Consider the following 26,352-nt stretch of genomic DNA (forward strand, 5'->3'; position numbering starts at 1 on the left):
GGGCGTGGGGCTGAACCGTGGGCTAGACCACGCCCGTCGTGCCCAGCATCGCCCCGATCGCGAACGTCGCCGCCAGTGCGAGCGCCCCGCCGATCACGACGCGCAGCATCGCCCGCCCGCGCGGGCTGCCGCCGATCCAGGCGGCGACGTAGCCGGTGATCGCCAGCGCCACCAGCACCACCACGAAGGTGACCGGGATGCGCAGCGCCTCCGGCAGCAGGATGGTCAGCAGCGGCAGGATGCCACCGATCGTGAAGGCGACCGCCGAGGCCAGCGCCGCGTGCCACGGGCTCACCACGTCGTCCTGGTCGATCCCCAGCTCCACCGAGAGGTGCGCCGACAGCGCGTCCCGCTCGGTCAGCTCCGTGGCGACCTGCCGAGCCGTCTGCGGCTGGAGTCCCTTCGCCTCCCACAGGCCGACGAGCTCCTCGAACTCCTCCTCCGGCATCTCCGCCAGTTCGCGCCGCTCCTTCGCGATCAACGCGTGCTCGCTGTCGCGCTGGCTGCTCACCGACACGTACTCCCCCAGGGCCATCGAGATCGCCCCGCCGACGAGCGCCGCGAGCCCCGCCGTCAGGATCGCGGGTGTCGCGGGTGTCGCCCCCGCGACACCGACCACCACCGCCGCGACGGAGACGATCCCGTCGTTCGCCCCGAGCACGCCCGCGCGCAGCCAGTTGAGACGCTGGGCCAGACCTTCACGGTGGGGCTCGCCCGGGTGCTGTCGAGGGGTCGTGCTCTCCGCCATGAGGTCCAGCCTAGAGAGGTTCCCCGCCGACCGGCACCTCGCCGTAACCTCCCGGAAACATGAGAGTAGACTCAGAAATCTTGTGCGAAAGAAGGTTTCCGCTTGACGACGGCTCTCTCCTCCCTGCTCGACGACGTCCTCCGGCGCAACGCCGGGGAACCCGAATTCCATCAGGCGGCGCGGGAGGTGTTCGGTTCGCTCGGGCCGGTCATCGACCGTCACCCCCGGTACGCCGAGGCCGCGGTGCTGGAACGGCTCACCGAGCCGGAACGGCAGCTGATCTTCCGGGTGCCGTGGACCGACGACGACGGGCGCGTCCGCGTGAACCGCGGGTTCCGGGTCGAGTTCAACTCGGCGCTCGGCCCGTACAAGGGCGGGCTGCGGTTCCACCCGAGCGTCACGCTCGGCACGGTGAAGTTCCTGGGCTTCGAGCAGATCTTCAAGAACGCGCTCACCGGGCTTCCCATCGGGGGCGGCAAGGGCGGCAGCGACTTCGACCCCAAGGGCAAGTCCGACGCCGAGATCATGCGGTTCTGCCAGTCGTTCATGACGGAGCTGTACCGCCACCTGGGCGAGCACACGGACGTCCCCGCCGGGGACATCGGGGTGGGCGGTCGCGAGATCGGCTACCTGTTCGGCCAGTACAAGCGCATCACGAACCGCTACGAGTCGGGCGTGCTGACCGGCAAGGGTGTCGGCTGGGGCGGCTCGCTCGTCCGCACCGAGGCGACCGGATACGGGGCGGTCTTCTTCGCCCAGCGGATGCTCGCCACGCGGGGCCGCGAGCTCGACGGCGCCCGCGTGCTCGTCTCCGGCTCGGGCAACGTGGCGATCTACGCCATCGAGAAGGTGCACCAGCTCGGCGGCACCGTGATCGCCTGCTCCGACTCCTCCGGCGTCGTGCACGACCCGGCCGGGATCGACCTCGACCTGCTGCGGCAGATCAAGGAGGTCGAGCGCGGCCGGCTCAGCGAGTATGCGGCACGGCGCGGAGGCGCGGCCGAGTACCACGCCAACGGCGATATCTGGGCGCTCGCCGCCTCGACCAGGGTCGACGTCGCGATGCCGTGCGCCACCCAGAACGAGCTCGACGCAACGGCCGCGACCACTCTCGCGGCCCACGGTGTCGCCGCGGTCGTCGAGGGTGCCAACATGCCGTGCACGCCGGATGCGGTGAACGTGCTCCGTGCCGCGGGCGTGCTGTTCGCGCCGGGCAAGGCGGCGAACGCCGGAGGCGTCGCGACGTCCGCGCTCGAGATGCAGCAGAATGCGTCGCGCGATGCGTGGTCGTTCGACTACGCCGAGCAGCGCCTCGCCGACATCATGGCGAACATCCACGACAGCTGCGCCGAGACGGCCGCCGATTACGGCGAGCCGGGCGACTACGTCCTGGGGGCCAATGTCGCGGGCTTCGTACGCGTCGCCGACGCGATGCTCGCCCTCGGCGTCATCTAGGCGCGCGCATCCCTCTCACGGCTCGGTCGGCTCAGTGCCGGCCGAGCCGTTTGCGCAGGTACTCGATGCGCGCCTGCAACTGGGACACGCTCGCCTGCGCGACGGCGGGACCGCCGCACACGCGTCGCAGCTCCGCGTGGATGAGGCCGTGCGGCTCCCCCGCGTTCTTCGAGTAGAGACCGACGAGGCTGTTCAGCAGCTGCCGCTGCTCCTTGAGCGTGCGGTGCAGGGGCGCCGGGGCATGCCCCTCTGCGTCGGCCGGCCGCGACGACGCCCGGCGGGCCTGACGCTGCTGCCGCTGCATGAGCAGCTCGTGCACCTGGTCGGGCTCCAGGATGCCGGGCAGGCCGATGAAGTCGTGCTCCTCGTCCGTGCCGGGCACGGCGAAGCTGCCGAACTCCCGCCCGTCGAACACCACCCGGTCGAAGTTGGCCTCCGACCCCAGTGCCTCGAACGCGAACTCCTCCGTCAGCGCCTCCGACGCCCGCTCCTCACGATTGGCGTCGGCGACCATCGCGTCCTCGGGGTTCCACAGGTCACCCTCGGCGTTCTCGTCGGCGACCCGGTCGAGCGCGTGGTCCCGCTCCAGTTCCAGCGCGTTCGCGAGCGACATCAGCGCGGGGACGTTCGGCAGGAAGACGGACGCCGTCTCTCCCCGGCGCCGGGCACGCACGAAGCGGCCGATCGCCTGGGCGAAGAACAGCGGGGTGGAGGCGCTGGTCGCGTACACGCCCACGGCGAGCCGCGGCACGTCGACGCCCTCCGACACCATGCGCACGGCGACCATCCAGCGCGAGGTGCCCTTCGAGAACTCCTCGATCCGGTCGCTCGCCTCTTTCTCGTCCGAGAGGACGACCGTCACCGGCTCCCCGGTGATCTGCTGCAGGATGTCGGCGTACGCGCGCGCCGCGTAGTGGTCGGTCGCGATGACCAGCCCGCCCGCGTCGGGGATGGCGCCGCGCACCTCGGTCAGGCGGCGGTCGGCTGCGCTGAGCACGGCGGGGATCCATTCGCCGCGCGGATCGAGCGCGGTGCGCCACGCCTGCGACGTGATGTCCTTGGTGTTGCCCTCGCCGAGCCGCGCCTCCATCTCGTCGCCGGTCTTCGTGCGCCAGCGCATGTGGCCGGCGTAGACCATGAAGATGACGGGCCGCACGACGCCGTCGGCGAGAGCGCGCCCGTAGCCGTAGTTGTAGTCGGTGAGCGACGTGCGGATGCCCTGCTTGTCGGGCAGGTAGGTGACGAACGGGATGGGCGCTGTGTCCGAGCGGAACGGCGTCCCCGTCAGCGACAGCCGACGGGTCGCGCGCTCGAACGCGTCGCGGATGCCGTCGCCCCAGCTGAGTGCGTCGCCGCCGTGGTGCACCTCGTCGAGGATGACGAGGGTCCGGCTCGCCTCGGTGATGTCCTTGTGGAGGCTCGGCCGCATGGCGACCTGCGCGTAGGTGACGGCGACACCTTTGTAGTGTCGGGCGTAGCGGCCGTCGGCGTTCCGGAAGTCGGGGTCGAGGTTGAGCCCGACGCGCGAGGCGGCCTCCGCCCACTGCCGCTTGAGGTGCTCGGTGGGAGCGACGACGGTGACGCGCTCGATCGTGCGGCGGGCCAGCAGCTCGGTCGCGAGGCGCAGCGCGAACGTCGTCTTTCCGGCGCCCGGTGTCGCGGCGGCGAGGAAGTCGCGCGGCTCGTTCTGGAAGTACGCGTCGAGCGCCTCGGCCTGCCAGGCACGCAGCTTGCCCGCGGTTCCCCACGCGGCGCGCTCCGGGAACGAGGGCGACAGATGCTCGGCGGCGAAGCTTCCGGCATGCACTCCCACAGCCGACGCATCGGCGCCCGATTCAGGGCCCGGCTCGAACCCGGGGAGGGAGGCAGCTGTCGTTTCCACGTGGATCAAATCTACCCGCTCGCCCCGACATCCGCGTCGCGGGAGCGGTCGGATGCAGAATGGAGGAATGGTCGAAGCGCAGCACCCCTGGTCCCGCTATGTCGCCCTCGGCGACTCCTTCACGGAGGGCATCGGCGACCCCGAGCCCGCCAGCCCCGGCGGGCACCGCGGCTGGGCCGACCGCGTGGCGGAAGTGCTGAGCAGCCAGACGGACGACTTCGCGTACGCCAACCTCGCGGTGCGCGGCAAGCTGATCAAGCAGATCCTGGACGAGCAGGTCGCGCCCGCCCTGGCGCTCCGCCCCGATCTCATCACCATCTCGGCGGGCGGCAACGACGTGATCCGTCCCGGCACCGATCCCGATCAGATCGCCGTGCTGTTCGACGAGGCGGTGACCCGGCTCAGCCGCGACGGAGCCACGATCGTGGTCTTCACGGGCGTCGACGTCGGCTTCTCCCCCGTCTTCCGCGGCATCCGCGGCAAGGTCGCGATCTACAACGAGAACGTGCGCGCCATCGCCGCCCGGCACGATTGCATCGTCGCCGACCAGTGGGCGCTCACCGAGATCCAGGATCAGCGCATGTGGGCACCCGACCGTCTCCACCTCGCGCCGCTCGGCCACCACACCGTCGCGCGGATGGTGCTGGCCGCCCTCAACGTGCCCAACGACCTGCAGCCCCTCGAACCCGAGCCGCTTCCCGTGCGCACCTGGCGTCAGGCCCGTGCGGAGGACCTCTCCTGGGCTCGCGAGTACCTCGTGCCGTGGGTCGTCCGGCGCATCCGCCACCAGTCCTCGGGGGACCATGTGCTGCCCAAGCGCCCGGAGGCCGGGCCGTTCCTGATCCGCACGGAGGACTGACCGAGCACCTCACGCGCCGCATCGATCGACGAGGAGTCCCATGCCCCGCCCCGGCCCCACGACCGGCTCCGGCCCCTCCGGGGTCCCGGATGGCGTCGTGTCGTTCGAGACGTTCGCAGCCGCCCTCTCCGCGCTCCGTGTCGCCGCCGGGCCGCCCTCCTATGAGGAGATCGCCCGCCGCATCGGACGCGCGCGGGCCGAAGCCGGCCGCGGTAGCGCGCCCGGCAAGGTGACCGTCTACGACTGCTTCAGACCCGAACGACAGCGCCTGGACATCGAGTTGGTGCACGACATCGTCCTCGCCCTGACCGGAGACGCGCACCGCGCAGACGGCTGGCGGCATCTGGCGCAGACGCTGAACGGAGCGCGGGCCGGCGGGCACGTCGTCGTCACGACGCACCCGCCCGCCGCGGAGCCGGACGGGCGGCCGATGGGAACGCCCTCACCGCACATCACGCTGATCTCCGGACTCCCCGGTGTCGGCAAGAGCACCCTCGCCCGCGAACTCGCCTCCGCTGCGCGTCTTCCCGGTGGCGTCCACATCGTCGAACTGCGCGGCTACCACGCCGTGCTCGCGCCGGCGGAGCCGTTGGAGGTGCTCCGCGCCCTCGCGCGCGCCGTCGGAGCCCGGATCGCCACGCCTGCGACAGCGCAGAACCTCCGAGCCGCCGTCGACGCCGCCCTCGACGCCCGGCCTGCCGCCGTGATCTTCGAGGACGCCGGCTCGGTCGCCGAACTCGTCCCGGTGCTCCCAGACGGGGCCGCCTGCTTCGTCACGAGCCGCTCCGCGCTCGAGGGAGCGGAAGCGCTCGCCGCGGCCCGCGGGATCCGCATCCCCGTGCGCCGGCTCGCCCTCGCGCCCCTCGACGTCGAAGCAGCCGCCGCCGAGATCGCACGCGCCCTCGACCGCCCGGACGCCCCCGCCGCCGCGCTCGACCGCCTCGCGCGGGCGAGCGGCGGGATCCGGCTGGCGATAGACCTGATCGTCCGGTTCGCGCACGAACACCCTGACTGGACGCCCGAAGACATCGCCGACCGTTTCGACGTGACCGCGGCGGCGTCCCCCATCCACCCTCTGCTGGACACGGTCTATCGCGGCCTGTCCGCCGACGAGGCCGCCGCGCTGCGTCGGCTGGCGCTGCTGTCGTCGCCCATCGACGCCGGGACTCTGGCCCAGGCCTCCCCCGAGACGACGGCCGCGCTCGCGCGGCTGCGATCCCTGCATCTCGTCGAGCCCGGCGACACCGTCACGCTGCACGATGCCGTGCGCTCGTACGCGCGGGCCCGGGCTTTCGAGGAGGACCCGCTCAGCCGGCGTCGGTCCTTCGCCGCCGCGCTCGCCGACGCCGCGCGACTGCGGCTCGCCGAGAGCGAGCGGATGGACCGCGCCCACGCGCTCGTCCTGCACGCCGCGGGCGTGCTGGCACACGATCAGGGAGCCGACGAGGAGCTCGTCGCCCTCGCGCTCGCCGCGAGCGCGCATCTGGAGGACGACGGCCACTGGAGCGAGATCGTCTCGGTGCTCGAGCGCGCCGACGCGGTCGCGCCTGCGGACCGCCGCGGCGAGCTCGCCGAGCTGATGGCCCGCTCGTACGAGAAGCTCGGCCGTGTGGACGACTCGCTCGCCAGCCTGCACCGCGCCCAACGCCTCGGCGACGAGAGCCTCCCCGGCCGGCTCTGGAACGTCATCGGCAACCTCCACCGCGGGCTCGGGCACTGGGATGCCGCCCGCGACGCCTACCGCCGCGCCGCCCACGTTGCGCGCACGGCCGGAAATGACATCACGGAGGGACGCGCCCTCGGCAATGAGGCCAACCTCGCCCGGCTGTGCGGCGCACTCGCCGAGTCCGCGCGGCTGTTCGACCGCGCGCTGGCGGTCACCGACCGCGCCGGCGACGCGGGAAACCGGACCATCCTGCGAAGCAACCGGGTCTTCCTCGATGCCGCACTGGGCCGATTCGACGTCGCGGAGGCCGAAGCCCGATCTCTCCTCGCCGAGGCCCCGCCGGGCATCCCGGCTGCTTACCACTGCGTCCCGCTGGCGACCGTGCTGCTCGCCGCCGGGCGCCCCGCGGAGGCGGTGGACGCACTCGACGACGGGCGGCGCCGCAGCGACGGCGGCGAGTCGTTCGACGTGCTCCCCGAGATCGCAGCGCTCCGCGGTCAGGCGCTCCGCGCGGTCGGGCGCCTGGACGAGGCCGAGCGCACCGCCCTCGATGCCCTCGCGGCCGTCGACGGGACCGGTTTCGAGCTGCCTGTCGCCGACGCGCTGGGAACGCTGGCTCTGATCGCCCTCGACAGGGGCCGCGTGTCCGAGGCCGCCGACGCTGCCGGCCGCGCGCTCACGTTCGCCGAGCGGATGGGGGACGTCAACGAGCAGGCGCGCTCCCACGAGATCCTTGGGCGGATCGCGCTCGCCGCGGGTGAACCGGCCGACGCCGAGGTCCGGCTGCGGGAGGCGGTGCGGCTCCTCCGCAAAATGGGGCACGAACGCGGTGAGCGCCTGGCGACGGAGTTCGCGGACGCATCCGACGTCGTCGCCTGACCGCTCGGATCGAGCGCGACCGCGCGCGGTCCGTTCGGATCCGTTCGGGCGGATCGACGGCGCCGGCGGGACGGGCCAGCATGGTCGTCCGTGCGCCGCGCACGACTCGTCCCGAAGTCGAAAGGTCTCCGATGTCCGACTCCGATCCCCGTCCGCCTGCCGTCGAGACGTTCGAGAGAGAGGAGCGCGAGACACCGTGGGGCTGGCTCGGAGCGGCCGCCATCGCCGTGATCGTCGCCGTCCTGTGCTTCACCCCGATCTGGGACGAGGTCACCGACTCCTCCGGCCGGCGCGCCGGGTTCGCCCGTCTGCTCGGAACGCTCGGCCCGTTCACGGTCGCGGGCGTCGCCCTCGCCTTCGCCGTGCTCGCCCTCGTCCTCGCGCTGCGCGCGCGCCGTCGCCCGCAGCGCTGACCACTCACCGAAAGGAATCGACCCATGGGTCTCTTCGACAAGTTCGCGTCCGCCTTCTCCGGTCCCGCTGTCGACCACGCAGCGGAGATCGCCGCGGCCGGCGGGGACGCCGCGCTGGCGACCGCGCGCGTCGTCCCCAGCGCCTACACCCGGGGCGGCGGAGGCGGTGTCTCCCTGGACGGAAAGCTGCTCAACGCCGCGCTCTCCGCCGTGCAGAACACCGCCTCGGGTTCGAAGCACCTCGGCGGCGTCGAGGGCTCGACCGCCCATCAGCTCAGCCGCGCCTCCGATGTGATGGTGCTCTCGCTGGGTGAGGACGCCCTCACCTGGTGGGACTTCGGGATGACGGCGAACTCCGTCCCTCCCGAGTTGACGCAGCGTGTGGATCGGACGCAGGTCGCGTCGATCGTCGACACGGGGACGAAGGCGCAGGGCGGCGTGCCCGTCGTCCGGTTCACCTTCGCCGACGGCTCGTGGGCCGACTACCGCGTCATGCAGCCGTCCGAGACCTTCTGGTCCGTGGCCGCGGCCTACGGCCGGGCGTGATCGGCCCGGACGGCTGAGGCGTCTCAGAGCCCCAAGCCGCCCGGATGCGCCAGGCGCCAGCCGAAGCCCGGGTCGGGGATGTCCTTCGCGAGCGCGAGCTCGGCCGTCTGGGTCTTGCCGTTCGAGGTGAAGGTCACGCGCCCGATGACGTCGCCGGCGAAGCCGGACTGCACCCGGCGCGTCTCGACGGCGACCTCGATCGGCCGGTCGGACCAGACGACGAACGTCGTCGCCGTCGTGGCGACCAGGTCGGAGCTCGCCTTCCACGGCGTGCTGTACGACCCGAAGACCTGACCCTTCGTCGAGGCGGATACCTCGTGGAAGCCGGCTTTCACGCTCGTGAGCAGCGCCTTCACGCCGGCCCAGAGGTCGTCGTGGGTCGGCGCGCCGAGCACGACGCCGAGCACGCGCACCTTCGCGTTGCCCACCGCGACCTCCGCCGAGAACAGGAGGCAGTTGCCCGCCTCGTCGGTGTTGCCCGTCTTCAGCCCGTCGATGCCTTCCCAGCCGAGGAGGGTGTTGGTGTTGTCCTGCGCGCCCGCGCCGGGCAGCGTCGCCGTCTTCTGCGACACGATCGACGAGAGCGCGGGCGAGTCGAGCACGAGCTTCCCGAGCCCGAGGAGGTCCTTCGTCGAGCTGACGTTGCCCGGGTCGAGGCCGTCGGCGCTCACGATCTTCGTACCGGTGAACCCCTTCGCCGCGAGCCACGTGTTCGCCGCGTCGACGTAGGCGGACTGGGAGCCGTACGCCCAGTTCGTGAGCGAGATCGCGTAGTTGTTGGCCGAGGGCAGGAGCATCGCCGTGAGCGCCTCCTTCTCGGTGAGGGTCGTCCCCGCCTGCACCGGCGCCCACGACCCTCCCTCCGCGATGACCTCGTTCCAGATGTCGACGTCCTTCTGCGTGAACGGGATCGACGGCCCCTGCTCGCCTCCGGTCAGCGGCTTCGCGTCGAGGACGACCAGGGCGGTCACGACCTTCGTCACGCTCGCGATCGGCACGCTCGCATCGCTGCCGTGGTACTCGGTGGCGCCCTCGTAATCGGGCGCGGTCACAGCGGACGAGCCGTACCCGGGCCAGGCAAGCTGCGCGGCAGGCTGAACGATGGACTTCTCATGGGACACGACGGCGGCCGTGGCCGGGACCGGGGTCAGCAGCGAGCCGGCGACGTACAGAAAGGCCAGCAGGATCGCTCCGCCGAGGCCGAACACCACGAACCGGCGGCGACGGTACACCGTGCGGGAGAGACGGCGCGGAGGATCGACGGGGACTTGCGGGGACACCCTCGAAGTCTATGCGGGCCTATCGAGGCGACGGCTGAGAACGCGCCCGCAGCGCCCAGAGCGCCACCGCGCTCGCGGAGGCGACGTTGAGGGAGTCGACACCGTGCAGCATCGGGATGGTGACCACCGTGTCCGCCGCGGCCAGCGCCCGCCGGCTCAGGCCGTCACCCTCCGACCCGAGGACCATCGCGACGCGCTCCGGCGCCCCGGCCGCGTAGTCGTCGAGCGACACCGCGTCGTCGGCCAGCGCGAGGGCGGCGATGGCGAAGCCCGCGTCGTGCAGGATGGCCGCGGCCTCGTCCCACTCCGGGATGCGCGTCCAAGGCACCTGGAGAACCGTGCCCATGCTGACCCGCACGCTGCGACGGTACAGCGGATCGGCGCAGCGCGGGCTCACCAGCACCGCATCCGCGCCGAGCCCGGCGACGGAACGGAAGATCGCCCCGACGTTGGTGTGGTCGACGATGTCCTCCAGCACGACGACTCGGCGTGCGTCCTTCAGCAGGTCGCGCGGGTCCGGCAGCTCCGGCCGGTGCATCGCCGCCAGCGCCCCACGGTGCAGGTGGTACCCGGTGAGCTGTTCGAGAACCGCGGCATCCCCGACGAAGACCGGGACGTCCGGGTAATCCTCCAGCAGCGGCTCGATGTCCGCGAGCCACTGTTCCTGCAGCAGCACCGAACGCGGCCGGTGCCCGGCGGCGAGGGCGCGGGTGATGACCTTGGTCGACTCGGCGATGTAGAGACCGCCCTCCGGCTCGCTGACCCGCCGCAGGGCGACGTCGGTCAGACGGGAGTAGTCGGCGAGGCCGTCGGCGCTCAGGTCGGTGATTCGCTGGATCTGCACGCGTCCACATTGCCAGGCCCCGGAAACAAATCGGAAAACTGGGGTGTTTAGACTCACGATGGGGGACGATCTGGAGGTGCCCGTGAACACGCTGACGACGGAGCTGACGCCGGAGCTCGCACGCGGGATCGACGACACGGTCGCCCTGCTCGCCGGACGCCGCTTCGCCGTGCTCACCGGCGCGGGCGTGTCGACGGACTCCGGCATCCCGGACTACCGCGGCGAAGGCGCCCCCACGCGCACCCCGATGACCTTCCAGCAGTTCCTCGCCGACGACCGGTACCGCAAGCGCTACTGGGCCGGCAGCCACCTGGGCTATCGGCGCTTCGCGGCGGCGCACCCCAACGACGGCCACCGTGCGCTCGCGGCCCTCGAGTCCGCCGGCGTCGCCAACGGCGTCATCACGCAGAACGTCGACGGGCTCCACAAGCAGGCCGGCTCGCAGCGCGTCGTCGATCTCCACGGCTCCATGGACCGCGTGCTGTGCCTCGTCTGCGGCCAGGTCTTCGCCCGCGAGGCGATCACCGCGCGCATCGACGCGGCCAATCCGTGGCTCGACACGGAGGGCGCGGTCGAGATCGCGCCGGACGGCGACGCCATCGTCACCGACGTCGACGCGTTCGAGGTGCCCGACTGCACGGTCTGCGGCGGGCGTCTCAAGCCCGACGTGGTCTTCTTCGGCGAGTTCATCCCGGCGGAGAAGTACCGGGAGGCCAGCGCGCTCGTGCGCTCGTCCGACGCACTCCTCATCGCCGGCTCCTCCCTCGTCGTCAACTCGGGGATCCGCCTCCTCGAAGAGGCGCGCCGCCGCAAGCTGCCGATCGTCATCGTCAACCGCGGGGAGACCAAGGGCGACCTGAGGGCGACCATTAAGCTGGAGGGCGGGACGACGGAGACGCTCGTCGAGCTCTCCCGCCGGCTGGCCTAGCGTTCGTCGCCGCGGCCACGGCGCGTCCTGCTGCGAAAGGACGCGCGTGACCCTCATCTCCCTGGTTCGCCATGGTCAGACCGACTGGAACCTCGCCCGCCGCATCCAGGGCTCGAGCGACATCCCGCTGAACGACACCGGCCGCGCCCAGGCGGAGGCCACCGGTCGCGCCCTGGCGGGCGGACGTTTCGACGCGATCTACGCCAGCCCGCTGGGCCGCGCCTTCGAGACCGCGAGCATCATCTCGTCGCACCTCGGCCTCGGGGAGCCGACGCCGCTTCCCGCTCTGGTCGAGCGGCACTACGGCGAGGCGGAGGGTCTCACCGGCGCCGAGATCCTCGAACGCTGGCCCGAGGGGACGCCCGTGCCCGGGCGCGAGACCCGCGAGCAGGTCGTCGAGCGCGCGCTTCCCGCCCTCGTCGAACTGGGCGAGAGTCACCCCGGCGAGAGCATCCTGGTGGTCAGCCACGGCGGCGTCATCGGGTCACTGGTGCGGCAGGTGACGGACCACGCGCTCCCCGGGCCGGGCGAGGTCATCCCGAACGGCTCGGTGCACCGTTTCGTATACGTCGACGGAGCGCTCCGGCTCGACCGCTTCAACCTCGGTCCGGAGGACCGCGACCTGCTCACCGCCTCCGTCATGTGACCGCAGGCGGCGTCTGCCGCCGCCGGCGACCTCGATCAGCGGGTGCGGCCGCCTGTCCGGCGCTCCGCCCGGGACGCCGTCGCCGTGAGGACCGTGAGCAGGTGCGCCGCGGACGCTTCCCAGGTGTAGCGGGCCGCCTCCGCGCGACAGGCCGCGGCGCGCGCCGCCCACACGCCCTCCTCTTCGAGGTGCCGCACCCGGTCCGCGAGCTGATCGGGAGCGTCGGCGTCGAAGAACAGCGCCGCCTCACCCCCGATCTCGCGGAAGATCGGAATGTCGCTGACGACCACCGGCGTTCCGAGCGTCATCGACTCCACGAGCGGGATGCCGAAGCCCTCGTCGCGCGACGCGGTGACCAGCGCCGTGGCGGCGGCCAGCGTCTCGGCGTACTCCTCGTCGCTGGCCCCGTCGTGGAAGACGAGGCGGGCACCGGGCGCGAGGGCCGCGAGCCGCTGCTTCTCCTCCTCGCCCACCCGGCTCATCAGGTGGAGTTCGTAGTCCGGCAGCAGGGCGACCGCGCGCACGAGCGTGTCGACGTTCTTGTACGGCATGAACGAGCCCATGTAGACCAGGCTCTTCGACTCCGGGGCGGGACGCGCGGCGCGCTCCTCCGCGATCGGCGGCATGTCGGCCGCGTTCGGCACCACGAAGACCGGACGGCGGGTGAGCCGGTGCTCGGCGATGAGGTCCTTGGTCGTCTTCGAGACGGTGACCACCGCATCCGACCGGTTGAGCAGCAGCCGCTGCGGCCACCAGGCGAGGTGGTAGAGCCGCCACAGACCGCGCACGAAGGCCGGGAGGTCGCGCGGCGGCGTCGGGTGGCGGTAGTAGATCAGGTCGTGCACGGTCAGCACCAGGCGGTACCGCCTCCCGAAGCCGCCCATCGTCTGCATGGGCGTGAACACGATGTCCGGGGAGAGCCGATTGACCTGGCGGGCGACCCACGGCTCGCCGACAGCGGTCGGCGAGCCGATGAGCTCCCACGGCAGATCCGGCAGCATCTCGAGCTGGCGATGGTCGCTGATCAGCATGGTGACGGCGTGGCGCTCGGCCAGGGCGGCGACGAGCCCGGCCGTGAAACGGCTGATCCCGTCGTGGCGGCCGATGCGGGTGTACCGGCAGTCGAACAGGATCTTCACACGGTCTCCTCGGTGGTGAGGAACGAGCGGATGGCCGCGGCCGCCTCGACCGGCTTCTCGTAGTGGATGAGATGGCCGACCCCGGCGATCTCCACAAGCCGCGCATCGGGAAAGACCTCGCACAGCCGCCGTTCGGCCGCGATCGGAGTGATGTCGTCGTCGACGGCGGCGACCAGGAGCGCCGGCTCCGGGATGCGCGGGGCGTACTCGCTGACGTCGTGCGACACCGACGCGCGGAACGCCTCGAGCACGACCCGGCGGTCGCTGAAGGCGGAGAAGTACCGGTAGTGCTGATCGTGGATCCAGGCGCGCAGGCCCGGCTCCCTGGTCTTGGCCATCGCCTCGCTCATGACGCGCACGATCACGCGGTTGCGCAGCAGGGCGAAACCCAGGCGCTCGGGCAGCACCGCGGCGAGCCAGTAGTAGAAGATCGCCAGGCGGGTGAGCACGCCGCGCGGCCCCTTCAGCGCGGGCTGGCCGATCGGGTTGACCAGGATCACGGAGGCAGGATGCGGCGGGTCGCCGGCACCGCGGGCGGCGAGCGCGCCGGAGACGACGATCGAGCCGAACGAGTGCCCGAGCAGCACGAGGGTGCCCCGCACGTCCAGCCCGGCCACGAAGGCGCGCAGCCACTCCGAGTAGCCCTCGATGTCGTGGGCGGCCCCGACCAGCGGCGTCGACTCCCCGAAACCGGGCAGATCGGGCGAGACCATCCGCAGCTGCGGGAGCTGCGCCACCACCGGCTCCAATCCGTGATGGTCCCCCCGGAACCCGTGCACGACGACGACCGTCACCCCTGCCTCGGGGTCGCCGTAGTCCCAATAGCGGGTCGTCCCGCCCAGCAGCTCCATCTCGCCGCGACGGACGGGTAGTCGGCCGAGCGCGTCGGCGTATGGTGAGGCTGTGTTCCTCGTCGAGGTGGTCATCGCACACAAGTCTAGGCAAGCCGCGCGCGCCCACCCCGTGAATGTGCGAGGAGGACTGGACAGGGCACTGCGCACACCCCCTAGACTTTCCTGGTTGTAACCGCTTGCATCCGGCCCCGTGCCAGAAGGAGAACCGTGAGTTTCACCGCGCCCATCACGCTGCCCGGGCTCACCCTCGACCCCCAGTGGTACCGCCGAGCGGTCTTCTACGAGGTCATGGTGCGCTCGTTCGTCGACAGCAACGGAGACGGCTCCGGCGACCTCGCGGGCCTGACCTCCAAACTGGACTACCTCCAGTGGCTGGGCATCGACGCGCTGTGGCTGCCGCCGTTCTTCCAGTCGCCCCTGCGCGACGGCGGGTACGACGTGTCGGACTTCAAGGCGATCCTGCCGGAGTTCGGCACCATCGACGAGTTCCGCGATCTGGTCACCAAGGCGCACGAGCGCAACATGCGCATCATCATCGACCTGCCGATGAACCACACCTCCGACCAGCACGAGTGGTTCCAGCAATCGCGCTCCGACCCCGAGGGGCCGTACGGCGACTTCTACGTCTGGAACGAGACCGACGACAAGTACCCGGACATCCGCATCATCTTCGTCGACACCGAGGATTCCAACTGGGCCTTCGACGAGGCGCGCCGCCAGTACTACTTCCACCGGTTCTTCTCGCACCAGCCCGACCTCAACTTCGAGAACCCGGCCGTGCACGACGCGATGTACGACATCGTCCGGTTCTGGCTCGACCTCGGGGTCGACGGGTTCCGCCTCGACGCCATCCCCTACCTCTACGAGTCCGACGAGGGCAACGGCGAGGGCGAGCCGCCGACGCACGAGTTCATCAAGCGGCTCCGCGAGATGGTCGACCGCGAGTACCCGGGCCGCATGATGATCGCCGAGGCCAACCAGTGGCCGCGCGAGGTCGCCGCGTTCTTCGGCAGCGACGAGGAGCCCGAGTGCCACATGGCGTTCGACTTCCCCGTGATGCCGCGCATCTTCTACGCGCTCCGCTCGCAGCAGGCGACCGAGCTGGTCCGCGTGCTCTCCGAGACCACGGACACCCCCGAGGGGGCGGCGTGGGGCGTGTTCCTGCGCAATCACGACGAGCTCACCCTCGAGATGGTGAGCGAGGAGTACCGGCAGGCGATGTACGGCTGGTACGCGTACGACCCGCGTATGCGCGCCAACATCGGCATCCGGCGCCGGCTGGCCCCGCTGCTCGACAACTCGCGCGCCGAGCTCGAGCTCGCGCACGCTCTGCTCTTCTCGCTCGCCGGCAGCCCGTTCCTCTACTACGGCGACGAGATCGGGATGGGCGACAACATCTGGCTGCCCGACCGCGACAGCTCGCGCACGCCCATGCAGTGGACGCCCGACCGCAACGGCGGCTTCTCCACCGCCGACCCGGGCAAGCTGTTCCTGCCGGTCGTGCAGTCGCTCGTGTACCACTACAACCAGGTGAACGTGGAGGCGCAGCTCGCGCAGTCCCGCTCCCTGCTGCACTGGGTGCGCAACGTCATCCACGTGCGCAAGGCCCATCCCGTGTTCGGTCTCGGCTCCATGCGCGTGCTGGAGACGGATCACGAGTCGGTGCTGGCGTTCGTGCGGTCGTACGAGGGCAGCGGCACCCACTTCGGAGACCAGCCGGAGGATGTGCTGTGCGTGTTCTCCTTCGCGCACAACCCCATCTCGGTCACGCTGGACGCCCCCGAGCTCGCCGGACGCACCCTCTACGACATGTTCGGCGGGGCCGAGTTCCCCACCGTCGCAGAGGACGGCCGGTTCACGCTCACGCTCGGCACCCAGAACTTCTACTGGCTGCACATCGAGCCGCGGCGCGACTGAGCGACCACAGTTCGCCGACCCGCCCGGTGTGGCGGCCGGGCGGTGTCGTCCGCTCCCCGTACCCTGACGGTATGGGTTGGCACCACGAGCTCGGAGTCTTCGATCTGGAGACCACCGGAGTCGATGTCGAGACCGCCCGCATCGTCACCGCGCACGTCGGTCTGCTGAACGAGCAGGGCGAGGTCGTGCACGGCCGCTACTGGCTGCTCGACCCGGAGGTGGAGATCCCCGCCGAGGCGACGGCGGTGCACGGCATCACCACCGCGCTGGCGCGGGAGAAGGGAATGGACGCCGGCGCAGGCGTCGCGGCGATCGTCGACCAGCTCCGTCGACTGTTCGCACGTGCCATCCCGGTCGTCGCATACAACGCCCCCTACGACTTCACCCTGCTCGACCGGGAGGCACGCCGCCACGGCGTGGAGCCCCTCGACTCCCCCGGTCCCATCGTCGACCCGCTGGTCATCGACCGCGCCGTGGACAAGTTCCGTCCCGGCAAGCGCACCCTCACTGTCGCGGCCGATCATTACGGCGTCTCCCTGACCGACGCGCACGACGCCGGGGCCGACGCGATCGCCGCGGGCCGCGTCGCCCAGGCCATGGCGCTCCGTCACGCCGAGCACCTCTCCATCGACGCCGCGGAGCTGCACCTCAAGCAGATCGACTGGTGCCGCGAGCAGGCCGCCGATTTCCAGGACTACATGCGCCGCGTGCGCGATCCGGAGTTCACCGCCTCCGGCGACTGGCCCCTGCGCTGAGCAGGGGCCGCGCACTCCACCGCCTCCGCCACCCCGATTCGGGACGACCGTCGCCACGTCTGCTGCCGTTCGGGACGACCGCGGTGCGGCGCCGCACCGCAGTCGTCCCGTAACACAGCAGTCGCCGGACGCGGCAGCGCCGACAGCGACCGCCGAGCACGGCGGCGCAGCTCCGGTACAGGACGACTGCCACCACGTCTGCTGCGGTTCGGGACGACCGCGGTGCGGCGCCGCGCAGCAAACGTCCCATGACGGAGCAGTCGCCGCGCGGACGCGGCTCTCCGCCTCCCGGGCTGGGGGTTCTCCCCCAACTCGCTGAACGCTAGTGTCGTCGGCATGAGCGATCCCAACCTGAACCCTCAGCCCCTCCCGCCGCAGCAGCAGCCGCAGTACGCTGCCGCCCCGCCCGCGCAGCCCGGCTACAACACCCTGGCGATCGTGGGCTTCATCCTGGCCTTCTTCGTCAACGTCGTGGGCGTCATCCTGGGCTTCGTCGCCCTCTCGCAGATCAAGCGCACCGGTGAGCAGGGCCGCGGTCTCGCGATCGCCGCCATCATCATCGGCTTCGCGGAGATCCTCCTCGGCATCATCTTCACGATCATCATCATCGCCTCGATCGGCGTCGCGGCCGCCAACTACAACAGCTACTGAGCACGCGGCGCAGCGCACGAAGAGGCCCCCGTCGATACGACGGAGGCCTCTTCGTGCGCTGCGGCCGGGCCGCTGCGGCTTACTTGCCGAAGTTCTTGTAGCGCGAGTTGAACTTCTCGACGCGGCCGGCCGAGTCGAGGATGCGCTGCTTGCCGGTGTAGAACGGGTGCGACTCGGACGAGATCTCGACGTCGATCACCGGGTAGGTGTTGCCGTCCTCCCACTCGATGGTCTTCTCGCTGGAGACGGTGGAGCGGGTGAGGAACGTCGCACCCGAGGCCAGGTCGCGGAAAACAACCGGAGCGTAGTCGGGGTGGATGCCAGTCTTCATCAGGACTTCCTTGTTGCGTTGGTTTCGGTCGGTCGTGCCCGCGTTACAGACGCGCGAGCGGAAAGCTCTCGGCCGCCACGAGGCAGAATGACTCGGGAGCCAGCTATCAAGTTTAGCAGATCACTCAGCCTGCGGTGGTCTGACGCGCGCGAGCGGTGTAGCGGCCGTCCGTCTCGACAAGCTCGACGTCGACGCCGAAGGTGTCGCTGAGGCTCTCGCTCGTCAGCACCTCCCCGATCGGGCCCTGCGCCGTGACCTGGCCGTCCTTCAGCAGGAGGGCGCGGTTGAAGCCGAGCGGGATCTCCTCCACGTGGTGCGTCACCATGACGATGGCGGGCGACTTCGCGTCGCTGGCGTAGCCGCCGAGCAGCTGGACGAGCTCCTCGCGGCCGCCCAGGTCGAGGCTGGCCGCGGGCTCGTCGAGGAGGAGGATCTCGGGGTCGGTCATCACCGAGCGCGCGATCTGGACGCGCTTCTGCTCGCCGTCGCTCAGGCTGCCGAAGGTGCGCTGCGCGAGGTGCTCCAGGTGCCACTCGCCGAGCACGCGCAGGGCGCGACGCTCGTCGATCTCCTCGTAGAGCTCGTTCCAGCGGCCGGTCACGGCGTACGCGGCCGTCATGACGACGTCGAGCACGGTCTCCTTGCGCGGGATGCGGCGGGCCAGAGCGCTCGACGCGAATCCGATGAGCGGACGCAGCTCCGCGAGGTCGCTCTGGCCGAGCGTCTCGCCGAGGACGACGGCCTCGCCGCCGGTAGGGTGGAGGGCGGCCGCCGCGATCTGCAGCAGGGTCGTCTTGCCCGCGCCGTTGGGTCCGAGCACGACCCAGCGCTCGTCCGGCTGAACGGCCCAGTCGACGCCTTGGAGGACGGCGTTGCCGTCCCGGGTCACGGACACGTCTGAGAGCTGGAGAACGCTGCTGGCCATGCCCTCTAGCCTACCCATGCGAGGAGGTCGGAACCGACCGTGACAGGCCCCCGGCGCGCTACCGGCTCACCGATCGGTAGATGTCACGTGTCTGCTCCGCGATCGCAGCCCAGCTGAACGACGTCTCGGCGCGCTCGCGGCCGGCCTGGCCCATCCGAGCGGCCCGCGCCGGGTCGCTCACGACCTCCGTCAGGGCCGCCGCGAGGTCGCGGACGAACGCGTCGGGGTCGGTCGGCGTCCCGGTGCCGTCCTGGAGCTGATCGATCGGCACGAGCCGGCCGGTGACGCCGTCGACGATGACCTCGGGGATGCCTCCGGTCGCGGTCCCGACGACCGGGAGGCCGCACGCCATCGCCTCGAGGTTGACGATCCCCAGCGGCTCGTAGATCGACGGGCACACGAAGACAGTGGAGGCCGTGAGGGCGATCCTCAGCTCCTCGTTGGTCAGGAGCCGGTCGATCCACACGACGCCGTCGCGTTCAGCCTGCAGCTGCTCGACGAGGCCGCTCACCTCGGCCAGGATCTCCGGGGTGTCGGGCGCGCCGGCGCACAGCACGAGCTGCACGTCGGCCGGGAGCATCCGCGCGGCCCGCAGCAGATAGGGCAGGCCCTTCTGGCGGGTGATCCGCCCGACGAACACGACGGCCGGCCGCGTCGGGTCGATCCCGAGCGCCCGCGCCCGCTCGTCGTCCGTCAGCGGCGTCCAGCGCTCGAGGTCGATGCCGTTGTAGACGACGGACACGCGCTCCGGTTCCAGCGACGGGTACGAGTTCAGGATGTCGCGGCGCATCCCGTCGCTCACCGCGATGACGCGGTCGGCGGCTTCGAAGGCGGTCTTCTCGACCCAGCTCGACACGCGGTAGCCGCCGCCGAGCTGCTCGGCCTTCCACGGCCGCAACGGCTCGAGACTGTGCGCGGTGACCACGTGGGGCACGTCGTGCAGCAGCTTCGCCAGGTGGCCGCCGGCGTTGGCGTACCACGTGTGCGAGTGGACGACGTCCGCTCCCCCGCAGTCCTGCGCCATCTGGAGATCGACCCCCAGGGTCGCCAGGGCTCCGTTCGCCTCCCGCAGCTCCGCGGGCACCGGGTACGCCACCGTGTCGGCGGCGTCCCGCGGCTCGCCGAAGCAGCGGACGATCACCTCGATGTCGGCGCGCAGCGCGCGCACGAGCTCTGTGACGTGCACCCCGGCGCCGCCGTAGATGTCCGGCGGGTACTCCCTGGTCAGAAGATCAACGCGCATGTCCAGAACGCTAGTACAGCCCTCCAGTTGCCTCTACTGTGGTGGCATGGCAGCAGGCAGGAAGATCTTCGGCATCGTACTCGCGGGTGGAGAAGGGAAGCGGCTGATGCCGTTGACGGCCGATCGCGCCAAGCCCGCCGTCCCGTTCGGCGGTCAGTACCGGCTCATCGACTTCGCGCTCTCGAACCTCATCAACTCCCAGCTGCGCCAGATGGTCGTGCTCACGCAGTACAAGTCGCACAGCCTCGACCGCCACGTCTCGCAGACCTGGCGCCTCGACGGGATGCTGAACTCCTACATCGCGTCCGTCCCGGCCCAGCAGCGCCTCGGCAAGCGCTGGTTCAGCGGATCGGCCGACGCGATCCTGCAGAGCCTCAACCTGCTCCGCGACGAGAAGCCCGACATCGTCGTGGTGGTGGGCGCCGACCACGTCTACCGCATGGACTTCGCGCAGATGATCCAGGCCCACATCGACTCGGGAGCGGCGGCGACCGTCGCGGCGATCCGGCAGCCCATCTCGCTCGCCGACCAGTTCGGCGTCATCGAGGTCGACGCCGCGCACCCGGACCGCATCGCCGCCTTCCGCGAGAAGCCGAGCGACCCGGTGGGCCTGCCCGACTCCCCGGACGAGGTGCTCGCCTCGATGGGCAACTACGTCTTCGACGCGGACGCCCTGATCGACGCCGTCATCCGCGACGGCGACCGCCCCGACTCCAACCACGACATGGGCGGCGACATCATCCCGGACTTCGTCTCGCGGGGCGAGGCCGGCGTCTACGACTTCAACAACAACGACCTCCCCGGCTCGACCGACCGCGACCGCTATTACTGGCGCGACGTGGGGACGATCGACTCGTTCTTCGAGGCCCACCAGGATCTGATCTCGGCGCTGCCGGTCTTCAACCTGTACAACCGCGAGTGGCCGATCTTCAGCCAGGTGCTCAACTCCCCGCCGGCCAAGATCGTCCGCGACGGCCGCGGTGCGCTCGGCACCACCATCGACTCCATCGTGTCGCTCGGCTCGGTGATCTCGGGCGCGCACCTGGAGCGCAGCGTGCTGGGTCCGTGGGCGAAGGTCGACTCCGGCGCGAAGGTCGTGGACTCGGTCGTGTTCGAGCGCGCGGTCATCGAGCCGAACGCGTTCGTCGGCCGTGCCATCCTGGACAAGGACGTCGTGGTGGCCGAGGGCGCCCGCATCGGCGTGGATCCGGCACGGGACCGCGCGCGCGGCTTCACCGTCACGGAGTCCGGCATCACCGTCGTCGGCAAGGGAGTTCACGTCGTTCCATGACGTCCGCACACACGCACCAGCAGCACCCTCAGTCCCCGGCGTCGTTCCTCGTCGTCCTCGACGCCGACTCGACCCTCATCCACGACGAGGTGATCGAGCTGCTCGCCGAGGAGGCGGGCGCGCGTTCCGAGGTCGCCGAGATCACCGAGCGCGCCATGCGCGGCGAGCTCGACTTCGCGCAGAGCCTGCGTGAGCGCGTGCGCGCCCTGGCCGGGCTCCCCGTCTCGGTCTTCGAACGCGTCGGGGAGCGCATCCGCGTCACGGACGGTGTCCCGGAGCTCATCGCCGGCGTTCAGGCCGCCGGTGGGCTGGTCGGCGTCGTCTCCGGCGGTTTCCACGAGCTGCTCGACCCGCTCGGCGCCCGGCTCGGGCTCGACCGCTGGCGCGCCAACCGCCTCGCCGTGCGCGACGGGGAGCTGACGGGCGAGGTCGAGGGACCGATCGTCGACGCCGAGGCCAAGGCGCATGCGCTGCGCGAGTGGGCCGACGCGGCGGGCGTTCCGCTCCCGCGGACGCTCGCGATCGGCGACGGAGCCAACGATCTGCGCATGATGGCGCAGGCCGGGCTCTCGATCGCGTTCAACGCCAAACCGCGGGTGCGGGCCGAGGCCGATCTCGTGATCGACCGCCAGGACCTCGCCCAGGTGCTCCCCCTTCTCGGCCTCCGCGGCTGAGAGGGCCCGGGAGGGACTCCCCGCTTCTGCCGCTGCGCCGATCCCCGCGCACCTCGCGGTCTCCGGAGGATTTCCCGCCGGCTCCGCTGCGAATCTCCTCCGCAACCCGCCATACCCGGGCGTGTCACGTCGCCCATCCTCCGTTCCCTGCGGCGCCTAGTGCCCCATCCCGAGACCGCCGTCGACCGGGATGACCGCTCCGGAGATGTACCCGGCGTCGTCGCCCGCGATCCAGGTGACGACCTTCGCCACCTCGTTCGGCGACGCGAACCGGCCGGCCGGGATGCTCTTCTTGTATTCGGCCTGCTGCGTCTCGGGCAGGGCGGCCGTCATGTCCGTCTCGATGAATCCGGGTGCGACGACGTTGGCTGTGATGCCGCGGGCGCCGAGCTCGCGCGTGATCGAGCGCGCCATTCCGACGAGTCCGGCCTTCGAGGAGGCGTAGTTGACCTGACCGGCGCCACCGAACAGGCCCACCACGCTCGAGATGAGGACGATGCGGCCGAAGCGGGCCTTCAGCATGCCCTTGTTGGCGCGCTTGACGACGCGGAAGGCGCCGCCGAGGTTGGTCTCGATGACGCTGTCGAACTCGTCGTCGGTCATGCGCATGAGCAGCGTGTCCTTCGTGATGCCGGCGTTGGCGACCACGATCTCCACCGGGCCGAGCTTCTCCTCGATCTCGGTGAACGCCGCGTCGATCGACGCGGTGTCGGTCACGTCGGCGCGCACGGTCAGCGCCCCCTCCGGCCCCTCGCCCGAGCGGGCGGTGACGGCGACGCGGTGGCCCTGGGCCACGAACTCCTCGGCGATCGCGAAGCCGATCCCGCGGTTGCCGCCGGTGACGAGCACGGTGCGCTGCGTGGTCATGTGGTGATTTCCCTTCGAATAGAACGGGTACCAGTCTATGGACGTACGCTTGAGGGGAATCCTCATGAAGACCACGCGCCCCACGCTCACGAACCTCCCGACCTCGCCCGACGAGGAACGCCACCTCCGGATGATCCGGTACTCGGTGGCGATGGGCATCCGCGTCGTCTGCCTCATCGTGGCGGTGCTGGTCCCGGGCTGGTGGGCGGCCGTCCCGATCGTCGCGGCGGTGTTCCTCCCCTACGTCGCCGTCGTGCTCGCGAACGTGCACGGGGACCCGCGTCGAGGAGAAGCCCAGCGTCCGGGCAATATCCTTCCCATGACGCCTCCGCCGCCGGGTGGCGGCCACGAGAAGCAGGAGGGCCAGTGATCGGATTCGGGGAGCCCGAGCCTCTGACGTGCTCGCGTGCCGGATGCCGCGAGACGGCGACGTGGCGGATCGAGTGGCGCAACCCCCGGATCCACACCGCCGACCGGGTCAAGGTGTGGCTGGCCTGCGCGGAGCACGTGGAGTTCCTGCGGGAGTTCCTCGCCGCGCGCGACTTCCCGCTGGCGGTGAAGCCGGTTGTTGCGGCGGCGCCGGACGCGGAGCCGGTGGCGGCCGACGAGCGGACCGGCGCGTGAGCGCGGGTGGGGGCTGGCGGTTCGCCTTCTCCAAGCGCTGGCTCGGTTACCTGGCGTTCGCCGTGGCGTTCGCGATCGCCTGCGGGTTCCTCTCCAACTGGCAGTTGGCGCGAAGCAAGGAGGCGGCGGCTGCGAACGCTCTCATCGCGCAGAACTTCGACTCGAAGCCCGTGCCCTTGACCGAGGAGCTCCCCTCTCTGACGGCGTACGCGAAGAATCAGGAATGGACGCGCGTCACCGTCACGGGCACCTACGAACCCGACCGCCAGCTGCTGGCGCGGAATCGGCCGTTCAACGGCAACCCGGGCTTCGAGGTCCTCACCCCGCTGCGCACGGCCGACGGCGCGCTCTTCATCGTCGACCGCGGCTGGGTGCCGACCGGGAACGACTCCGACGACCCCGACACGGTGCCGGCGCCGCCGACCGGTACCGTCACCGTCGTGGCGCGCCTCAAGGCCAGCGAGCCGGCGATATCCGGCCGCACCGCGTCGGGTGACCAGGTGGGCACGATCCAGCTCTCGGTGGTCAAGGAGAAGCTCGGCGGAGCCGACGTCTACACGGGCGCATACGGCCTCCTGGACTCCGAGGACCCGGCTCCCGCCACCGCACCGACCCCGACGGTGACGACACCGCCCACGCAGGACGAGGGCCTCCACTGGTCGTACATGATCCAGTGGATCATCTTCGCGATCATCGGCTTCTTCGGTCTCGGCTACGCGCTGCGAACCGAGTACCGCAAACGCAACGAGGACGACCCCGCCGAGAAGGCGCGTGCGGCCGAACGCGAGCGCAAGCGCGCCCTCAAGCGGACCGACGCCGACGTGGAGGACGAGCTCCTCGACGCCTCCTCCCGCTGACCCCCGGCACATTTGGACCACATGTGCACTCTGAGACCCTCAGAGTCGGCATTCGGTCCGAATGGCGGAGGTCAGGCGAGCGAGATGAGCTCCAGGTAGTCCTTGTTCCAGTGGTCCTCGACGCCGTCGGGCAGGATGAGGACGCGCTCGGGGTTGAGCGCCTCCACCGCGCCCTCGTCGTGGCTGACGAGCACGACGGCCCCCTCGTAGTGCGCCAGCGCGTCGAGGATCTCGTCACGGCTCGCCGGGTCGAGGTTGTTCGTCGGCTCGTCGAGCAGCAGCACGTTGGCGCCGGACACGACGATCATCGCGAGCGCCAGCCGGGTCTTCTCGCCGCCGGAGAGCACACCCGCCGGCTTGTGCGCGTCGTCGCCCGTGAACAGGAACGAGCCCAGCACTCGGCGGGCCTCCGTCTCGGTCAGGCTGGGCGAGGACGACACCATGTTCTGCAGCACCGAGCGCTCGACGTCGATCGTCTCGTGCTCCTGCGCGTAGTAGCCGATGCGGAGGCCGTGACCGGGCTCGATCTGACCGGTGTCGGGTCTGTCGACGCCCGCGAGCATCCGCAGCAGCGTGGTCTTGCCCGCACCGTTGAGACCCAGCACGACGACCTTCGAGCCGCGGTCGATCGCGAGGTCGACGGCCGTGAAGATCTCGAGCGAGCCGTAGCTCTTCGAGAGGTCGGAGGCCTGCAGCGGCGTGCGTCCGCAGGGAGCCGGGGTCGGGAAGCGCAGCTTCGCCACGCGGTCGACCTGGCGCACCTCGTCCAGGCCGGCGAGCAGTTTCTCCGCTCGCGCCACCATCTGGTGCGCGGCCGCGGCCTTCGTCGCCTTCGCGCCGAACTTCGCGGCCTGCAGCTGGAGGGCGCCGGCCTTCTTCTCGGCGTTGGCGCGCTCCTTCTTGCGACGCTCCTCGTCCGCGGCCCGCTGACGCTGGTAGTTCTTCCAGCCCATGTTGTAGACGTCGATGACCTGCCGGTTGGCGTCCAGGTAGAAGACGCGGTTGACCGTCTCGCCCACGAGCTCGACATCGTGCGAGATCACGATGAAACCGCCCGTGTAGCCCTTGAGGAACTCGCGCAGCCACACGACCGAGTCGGCGTCGAGGTGGTTGGTGGGCTCGTCGAGGATCATCGTGCGCGCGTCCGAGAACAGGATGCGGGCCAGCTCGATGCGACGCCGCTGGCCGCCCGAGAGGGTCTTGAGCGGCTGGTCCAGGATGCGGTCGGGCAGGTTCAGGTTGCTCGCGATGGAGGCGGCCTCCGCCTCCGCGGCATACCCGCCGAGCATGTGGAACTGCTCCTCCAGCCGGCCGTACTTCTTCATCGCCGCCGCCGACACCGCGGCGTCGTCGCTCGCCATGTCGAGCGTCGCCTGCTGCATTCCGAGCACGATGGACCCGAGCCCGCGCGCGTCCAGGATGCGGGTGCGCGCCAGGTCGTCGAGGTTGCCCGAGCGCGGGTCCTGCGGCAGGTAGCCGAGCTCCCCGCTGCGCTCGACCTTGCCCGCGGTCGGCAGCAGGTCTCCCGCGAGCACCTTGGTGAGCGTGGTCTTGCCGGCGCCGTTGCGGCCGACGAGGCCGATCTTGTCGCCGTCGGCGACGCGGAAGCTGACGTCCTCCATCAGGAGGCGGGCGCCGACGCGCAGTTCGAGGCCCTGGACGCTGAGCACGATGAATCCTTGTCTTTCAGAGGTCATCCGCCCCGGACCGAGGTCCGGGGCGGATGGAGGTGATGATGAGGGTGCGGGTCAGATGGCGAAGCCGAGCGCGCGCATCATGTCACGACCGTCGTCCGTGATCCGCTCCGGGCCCCACGGCGGCATCCACACCCAGTTGATCCGGAACGCCTCGACGATGCCGTCGAGCGACTCGGCGGTCTGCTCCTCCAGCACATCTGTGAGGGGGCAGCCCGCGCTCGTCAACGTCATCGAGATGATGAGAGCGTTGTTCTCGTCGTCCCAGCCCAGATCGTAGATCAGGCCGAGGTCGACGACGTTGATCCCGAGCTCGGGATCCATGACGTTCTTCAGCGCCTCTTCGACCTGGTCGAAGAGCGCCGGACTCAGCGTGGCGACCAT

At 70.8% G+C, this 26,352-nt stretch carries 27 protein-coding genes; 15 read left to right on the forward strand and 12 right to left on the reverse strand.

Annotated elements, in window-relative coordinates; genetic code table 11:
* Window positions 1–22: 22 nt before the first annotated feature.
* On the reverse strand, window positions 23–748 hold the full coding sequence (locus IT072_RS11175; RefSeq protein ID WP_223356497.1) for a VIT1/CCC1 transporter family protein: 726 nt from the start codon (window positions 746–748) through the stop codon (window positions 23–25).
* A gap of 102 nt (window positions 749–850) precedes the next feature.
* On the opposite strand from IT072_RS11175, the gene gdhA reads away from it, so the two are divergent.
* Window positions 851–2,203: an NADP-specific glutamate dehydrogenase gene (gdhA, locus tag IT072_RS11180; RefSeq protein ID WP_223356499.1), complete on the forward strand. Its 1,353-nt coding sequence runs from the start codon at window positions 851–853 to the stop codon at window positions 2,201–2,203.
* Window positions 2,204–2,234: 31 nt separating this feature from the next.
* Here gdhA and IT072_RS11185 read toward each other — a convergent pair whose 3' ends face one another.
* The gene (locus IT072_RS11185) at window positions 2,235–4,010 is read right to left on the reverse strand and encodes a DEAD/DEAH box helicase (protein WP_223360961.1); all 1,776 of its coding nucleotides are present in this window, start codon (window positions 4,008–4,010) and stop codon (window positions 2,235–2,237) included.
* A 142-nt stretch (window positions 4,011–4,152) separates the two neighbouring features.
* Between IT072_RS11185 and IT072_RS11190 the strand changes: the two genes are divergently transcribed.
* The 4 genes from IT072_RS11190 to IT072_RS11205 all read left to right on the forward strand — a co-directional run bounded on the left by IT072_RS11190 (window position 4,153) and on the right by IT072_RS11205 (window position 8,448).
* Window positions 4,153–4,944 carry an SGNH/GDSL hydrolase family protein gene (locus tag IT072_RS11190; RefSeq protein WP_223356501.1) on the forward strand — a complete coding sequence of 264 codons (792 nt, stop codon included), beginning with the start codon at window positions 4,153–4,155 and terminating at the stop codon, window positions 4,942–4,944.
* A 40-nt stretch (window positions 4,945–4,984) separates the two neighbouring features.
* Entirely contained in the window at window positions 4,985–7,489 is a 2,505-nt protein-coding gene (locus IT072_RS11195; protein WP_223356503.1) for an AAA family ATPase, read from the forward strand.
* 131 nt (window positions 7,490–7,620) lie between these two features.
* Window positions 7,621–7,902 (forward strand): hypothetical protein, encoded by a 282-nt coding sequence (locus tag IT072_RS11200; RefSeq protein ID WP_223356505.1) that lies wholly within the window; start codon window positions 7,621–7,623, stop codon window positions 7,900–7,902.
* Window positions 7,903–7,926: 24 nt separating this feature from the next.
* Window positions 7,927–8,448, forward strand: coding sequence for a hypothetical protein (locus tag IT072_RS11205; protein ID WP_223356507.1), 522 nt, complete (start codon window positions 7,927–7,929; stop codon window positions 8,446–8,448).
* 23 nt (window positions 8,449–8,471) lie between these two features.
* Here IT072_RS11205 and IT072_RS11210 read toward each other — a convergent pair whose 3' ends face one another.
* Window positions 8,472–9,728 carry a D-alanyl-D-alanine carboxypeptidase family protein gene (locus IT072_RS11210; protein ID WP_223356509.1) on the reverse strand — a complete coding sequence of 419 codons (1,257 nt, stop codon included), beginning with the start codon at window positions 9,726–9,728 and terminating at the stop codon, window positions 8,472–8,474.
* Window positions 9,729–9,747: 19 nt separating this feature from the next.
* Window positions 9,748–10,572 (reverse strand): TrmH family RNA methyltransferase, encoded by an 825-nt coding sequence (locus IT072_RS11215; RefSeq protein ID WP_223356511.1) that lies wholly within the window; start codon window positions 10,570–10,572, stop codon window positions 9,748–9,750.
* Window positions 10,573–10,630: 58 nt separating this feature from the next.
* Here IT072_RS11215 and IT072_RS11220 point away from each other — a divergent pair, with 58 nt between their 5' ends.
* Together IT072_RS11220 and IT072_RS11225 are read left to right on the forward strand one after the other, a co-directional pair.
* Window positions 10,631–11,500, forward strand: coding sequence for a Sir2 family NAD-dependent protein deacetylase (locus tag IT072_RS11220; protein ID WP_223356514.1), 870 nt, complete (start codon window positions 10,631–10,633; stop codon window positions 11,498–11,500).
* Window positions 11,501–11,546: 46 nt separating this feature from the next.
* Window positions 11,547–12,146, forward strand: a complete 600-nt coding sequence (locus tag IT072_RS11225; RefSeq protein ID WP_223356516.1) for a histidine phosphatase family protein — start codon at window positions 11,547–11,549, stop codon at window positions 12,144–12,146.
* 35 nt (window positions 12,147–12,181) lie between these two features.
* On the opposite strand, the gene IT072_RS11230 is transcribed toward IT072_RS11225, so the two are convergent.
* Complete coding sequence (locus IT072_RS11230) at window positions 12,182–13,285, reverse strand: glycosyltransferase family 4 protein (protein ID WP_223356518.1); 1,104 nt, start codon at window positions 13,283–13,285, stop codon at window positions 12,182–12,184.
* A complete protein-coding gene (locus tag IT072_RS11235) occupies window positions 13,282–14,211 on the reverse strand; it encodes an alpha/beta fold hydrolase (RefSeq protein WP_223356520.1) in 930 nt (309 codons plus the stop codon). The genes IT072_RS11230 and IT072_RS11235 overlap by 4 nt, the downstream gene beginning before the upstream one ends.
* Window positions 14,212–14,346: 135 nt before the next feature.
* On the opposite strand from IT072_RS11235, the gene treS reads away from it, so the two are divergent.
* The 3 genes from treS to IT072_RS11250 all read left to right on the forward strand — a co-directional run bounded on the left by treS (window position 14,347) and on the right by IT072_RS11250 (window position 17,462).
* Window positions 14,347–16,056, forward strand: a complete 1,710-nt coding sequence (gene treS / locus IT072_RS11240) for a maltose alpha-D-glucosyltransferase (protein WP_223356522.1) — start codon at window positions 14,347–14,349, stop codon at window positions 16,054–16,056.
* Between the two features lie 71 nt (window positions 16,057–16,127).
* A complete protein-coding gene (locus IT072_RS11245) occupies window positions 16,128–16,811 on the forward strand; it encodes a 3'-5' exonuclease (protein WP_223356525.1) in 684 nt (227 codons plus the stop codon).
* A 336-nt stretch (window positions 16,812–17,147) separates the two neighbouring features.
* Window positions 17,148–17,462, forward strand: coding sequence for a DUF4190 domain-containing protein (locus tag IT072_RS11250; RefSeq protein ID WP_223356527.1), 315 nt, complete (start codon window positions 17,148–17,150; stop codon window positions 17,460–17,462).
* A gap of 79 nt (window positions 17,463–17,541) precedes the next feature.
* Here IT072_RS11250 and IT072_RS11255 read toward each other — a convergent pair whose 3' ends face one another.
* The 3 genes from IT072_RS11255 to glgA all read right to left on the reverse strand — a co-directional run bounded on the left by IT072_RS11255 (window position 17,542) and on the right by glgA (window position 19,961).
* Window positions 17,542–17,793: a type B 50S ribosomal protein L31 gene (locus IT072_RS11255; protein ID WP_223356530.1), complete on the reverse strand. Its 252-nt coding sequence runs from the start codon at window positions 17,791–17,793 to the stop codon at window positions 17,542–17,544.
* A gap of 124 nt (window positions 17,794–17,917) precedes the next feature.
* Window positions 17,918–18,718 carry an ABC transporter ATP-binding protein gene (locus IT072_RS11260; protein ID WP_223356532.1) on the reverse strand — a complete coding sequence of 267 codons (801 nt, stop codon included), beginning with the start codon at window positions 18,716–18,718 and terminating at the stop codon, window positions 17,918–17,920.
* A 58-nt stretch (window positions 18,719–18,776) separates the two neighbouring features.
* Window positions 18,777–19,961: a glycogen synthase gene (gene glgA, locus IT072_RS11265; protein ID WP_223356535.1), complete on the reverse strand. Its 1,185-nt coding sequence runs from the start codon at window positions 19,959–19,961 to the stop codon at window positions 18,777–18,779.
* Between the two features lie 46 nt (window positions 19,962–20,007).
* Between glgA and IT072_RS11270 the strand changes: the two genes are divergently transcribed.
* Window positions 20,008–21,252, forward strand: a complete 1,245-nt coding sequence (locus IT072_RS11270; protein ID WP_223356537.1) for a glucose-1-phosphate adenylyltransferase — start codon at window positions 20,008–20,010, stop codon at window positions 21,250–21,252.
* Window positions 21,249–21,926, forward strand: coding sequence for a phosphoserine phosphatase SerB (gene serB, locus IT072_RS11275; RefSeq protein WP_223356539.1), 678 nt, complete (start codon window positions 21,249–21,251; stop codon window positions 21,924–21,926). Before IT072_RS11270 ends, serB begins: the two co-directional genes overlap by 4 nt.
* A 156-nt stretch (window positions 21,927–22,082) precedes the next feature.
* Here the strand turns inward: serB and fabG are convergent, their stop codons facing one another.
* Window positions 22,083–22,793, reverse strand: a complete 711-nt coding sequence (gene fabG, locus IT072_RS11280) for a 3-oxoacyl-ACP reductase FabG (protein ID WP_223356542.1) — start codon at window positions 22,791–22,793, stop codon at window positions 22,083–22,085.
* 64 nt (window positions 22,794–22,857) lie between these two features.
* On the opposite strand from fabG, the gene IT072_RS11285 reads away from it, so the two are divergent.
* The 3 genes from IT072_RS11285 to IT072_RS11295 are packed head-to-tail and all read left to right on the forward strand — an operon-like array spanning window position 22,858 to window position 24,274.
* A complete protein-coding gene (locus IT072_RS11285) occupies window positions 22,858–23,163 on the forward strand; it encodes a DUF3099 domain-containing protein (RefSeq protein ID WP_223356545.1) in 306 nt (101 codons plus the stop codon).
* Window positions 23,160–23,417: a hypothetical protein gene (locus IT072_RS11290; protein WP_223356547.1), complete on the forward strand. Its 258-nt coding sequence runs from the start codon at window positions 23,160–23,162 to the stop codon at window positions 23,415–23,417. Before IT072_RS11285 ends, IT072_RS11290 begins: the two co-directional genes overlap by 4 nt.
* Complete coding sequence (locus IT072_RS11295; protein WP_223356549.1) at window positions 23,414–24,274, forward strand: SURF1 family cytochrome oxidase biogenesis protein; 861 nt, start codon at window positions 23,414–23,416, stop codon at window positions 24,272–24,274. Before IT072_RS11290 ends, IT072_RS11295 begins: the two co-directional genes overlap by 4 nt.
* A gap of 71 nt (window positions 24,275–24,345) precedes the next feature.
* Here IT072_RS11295 and IT072_RS11300 read toward each other — a convergent pair whose 3' ends face one another.
* The gene (locus IT072_RS11300; RefSeq protein WP_223356551.1) at window positions 24,346–25,944 is read right to left on the reverse strand and encodes an ABC-F family ATP-binding cassette domain-containing protein; all 1,599 of its coding nucleotides are present in this window, start codon (window positions 25,942–25,944) and stop codon (window positions 24,346–24,348) included.
* A 78-nt stretch (window positions 25,945–26,022) separates the two neighbouring features.
* Complete coding sequence (locus tag IT072_RS11305) at window positions 26,023–26,352, reverse strand: metal-sulfur cluster assembly factor (RefSeq protein WP_223356553.1); 330 nt, start codon at window positions 26,350–26,352, stop codon at window positions 26,023–26,025.

The organism is Leifsonia sp. ZF2019 (genome assembly GCF_019924635.1).
Classification (GTDB): domain Bacteria; phylum Actinomycetota; class Actinomycetes; order Actinomycetales; family Microbacteriaceae; genus Leifsonia.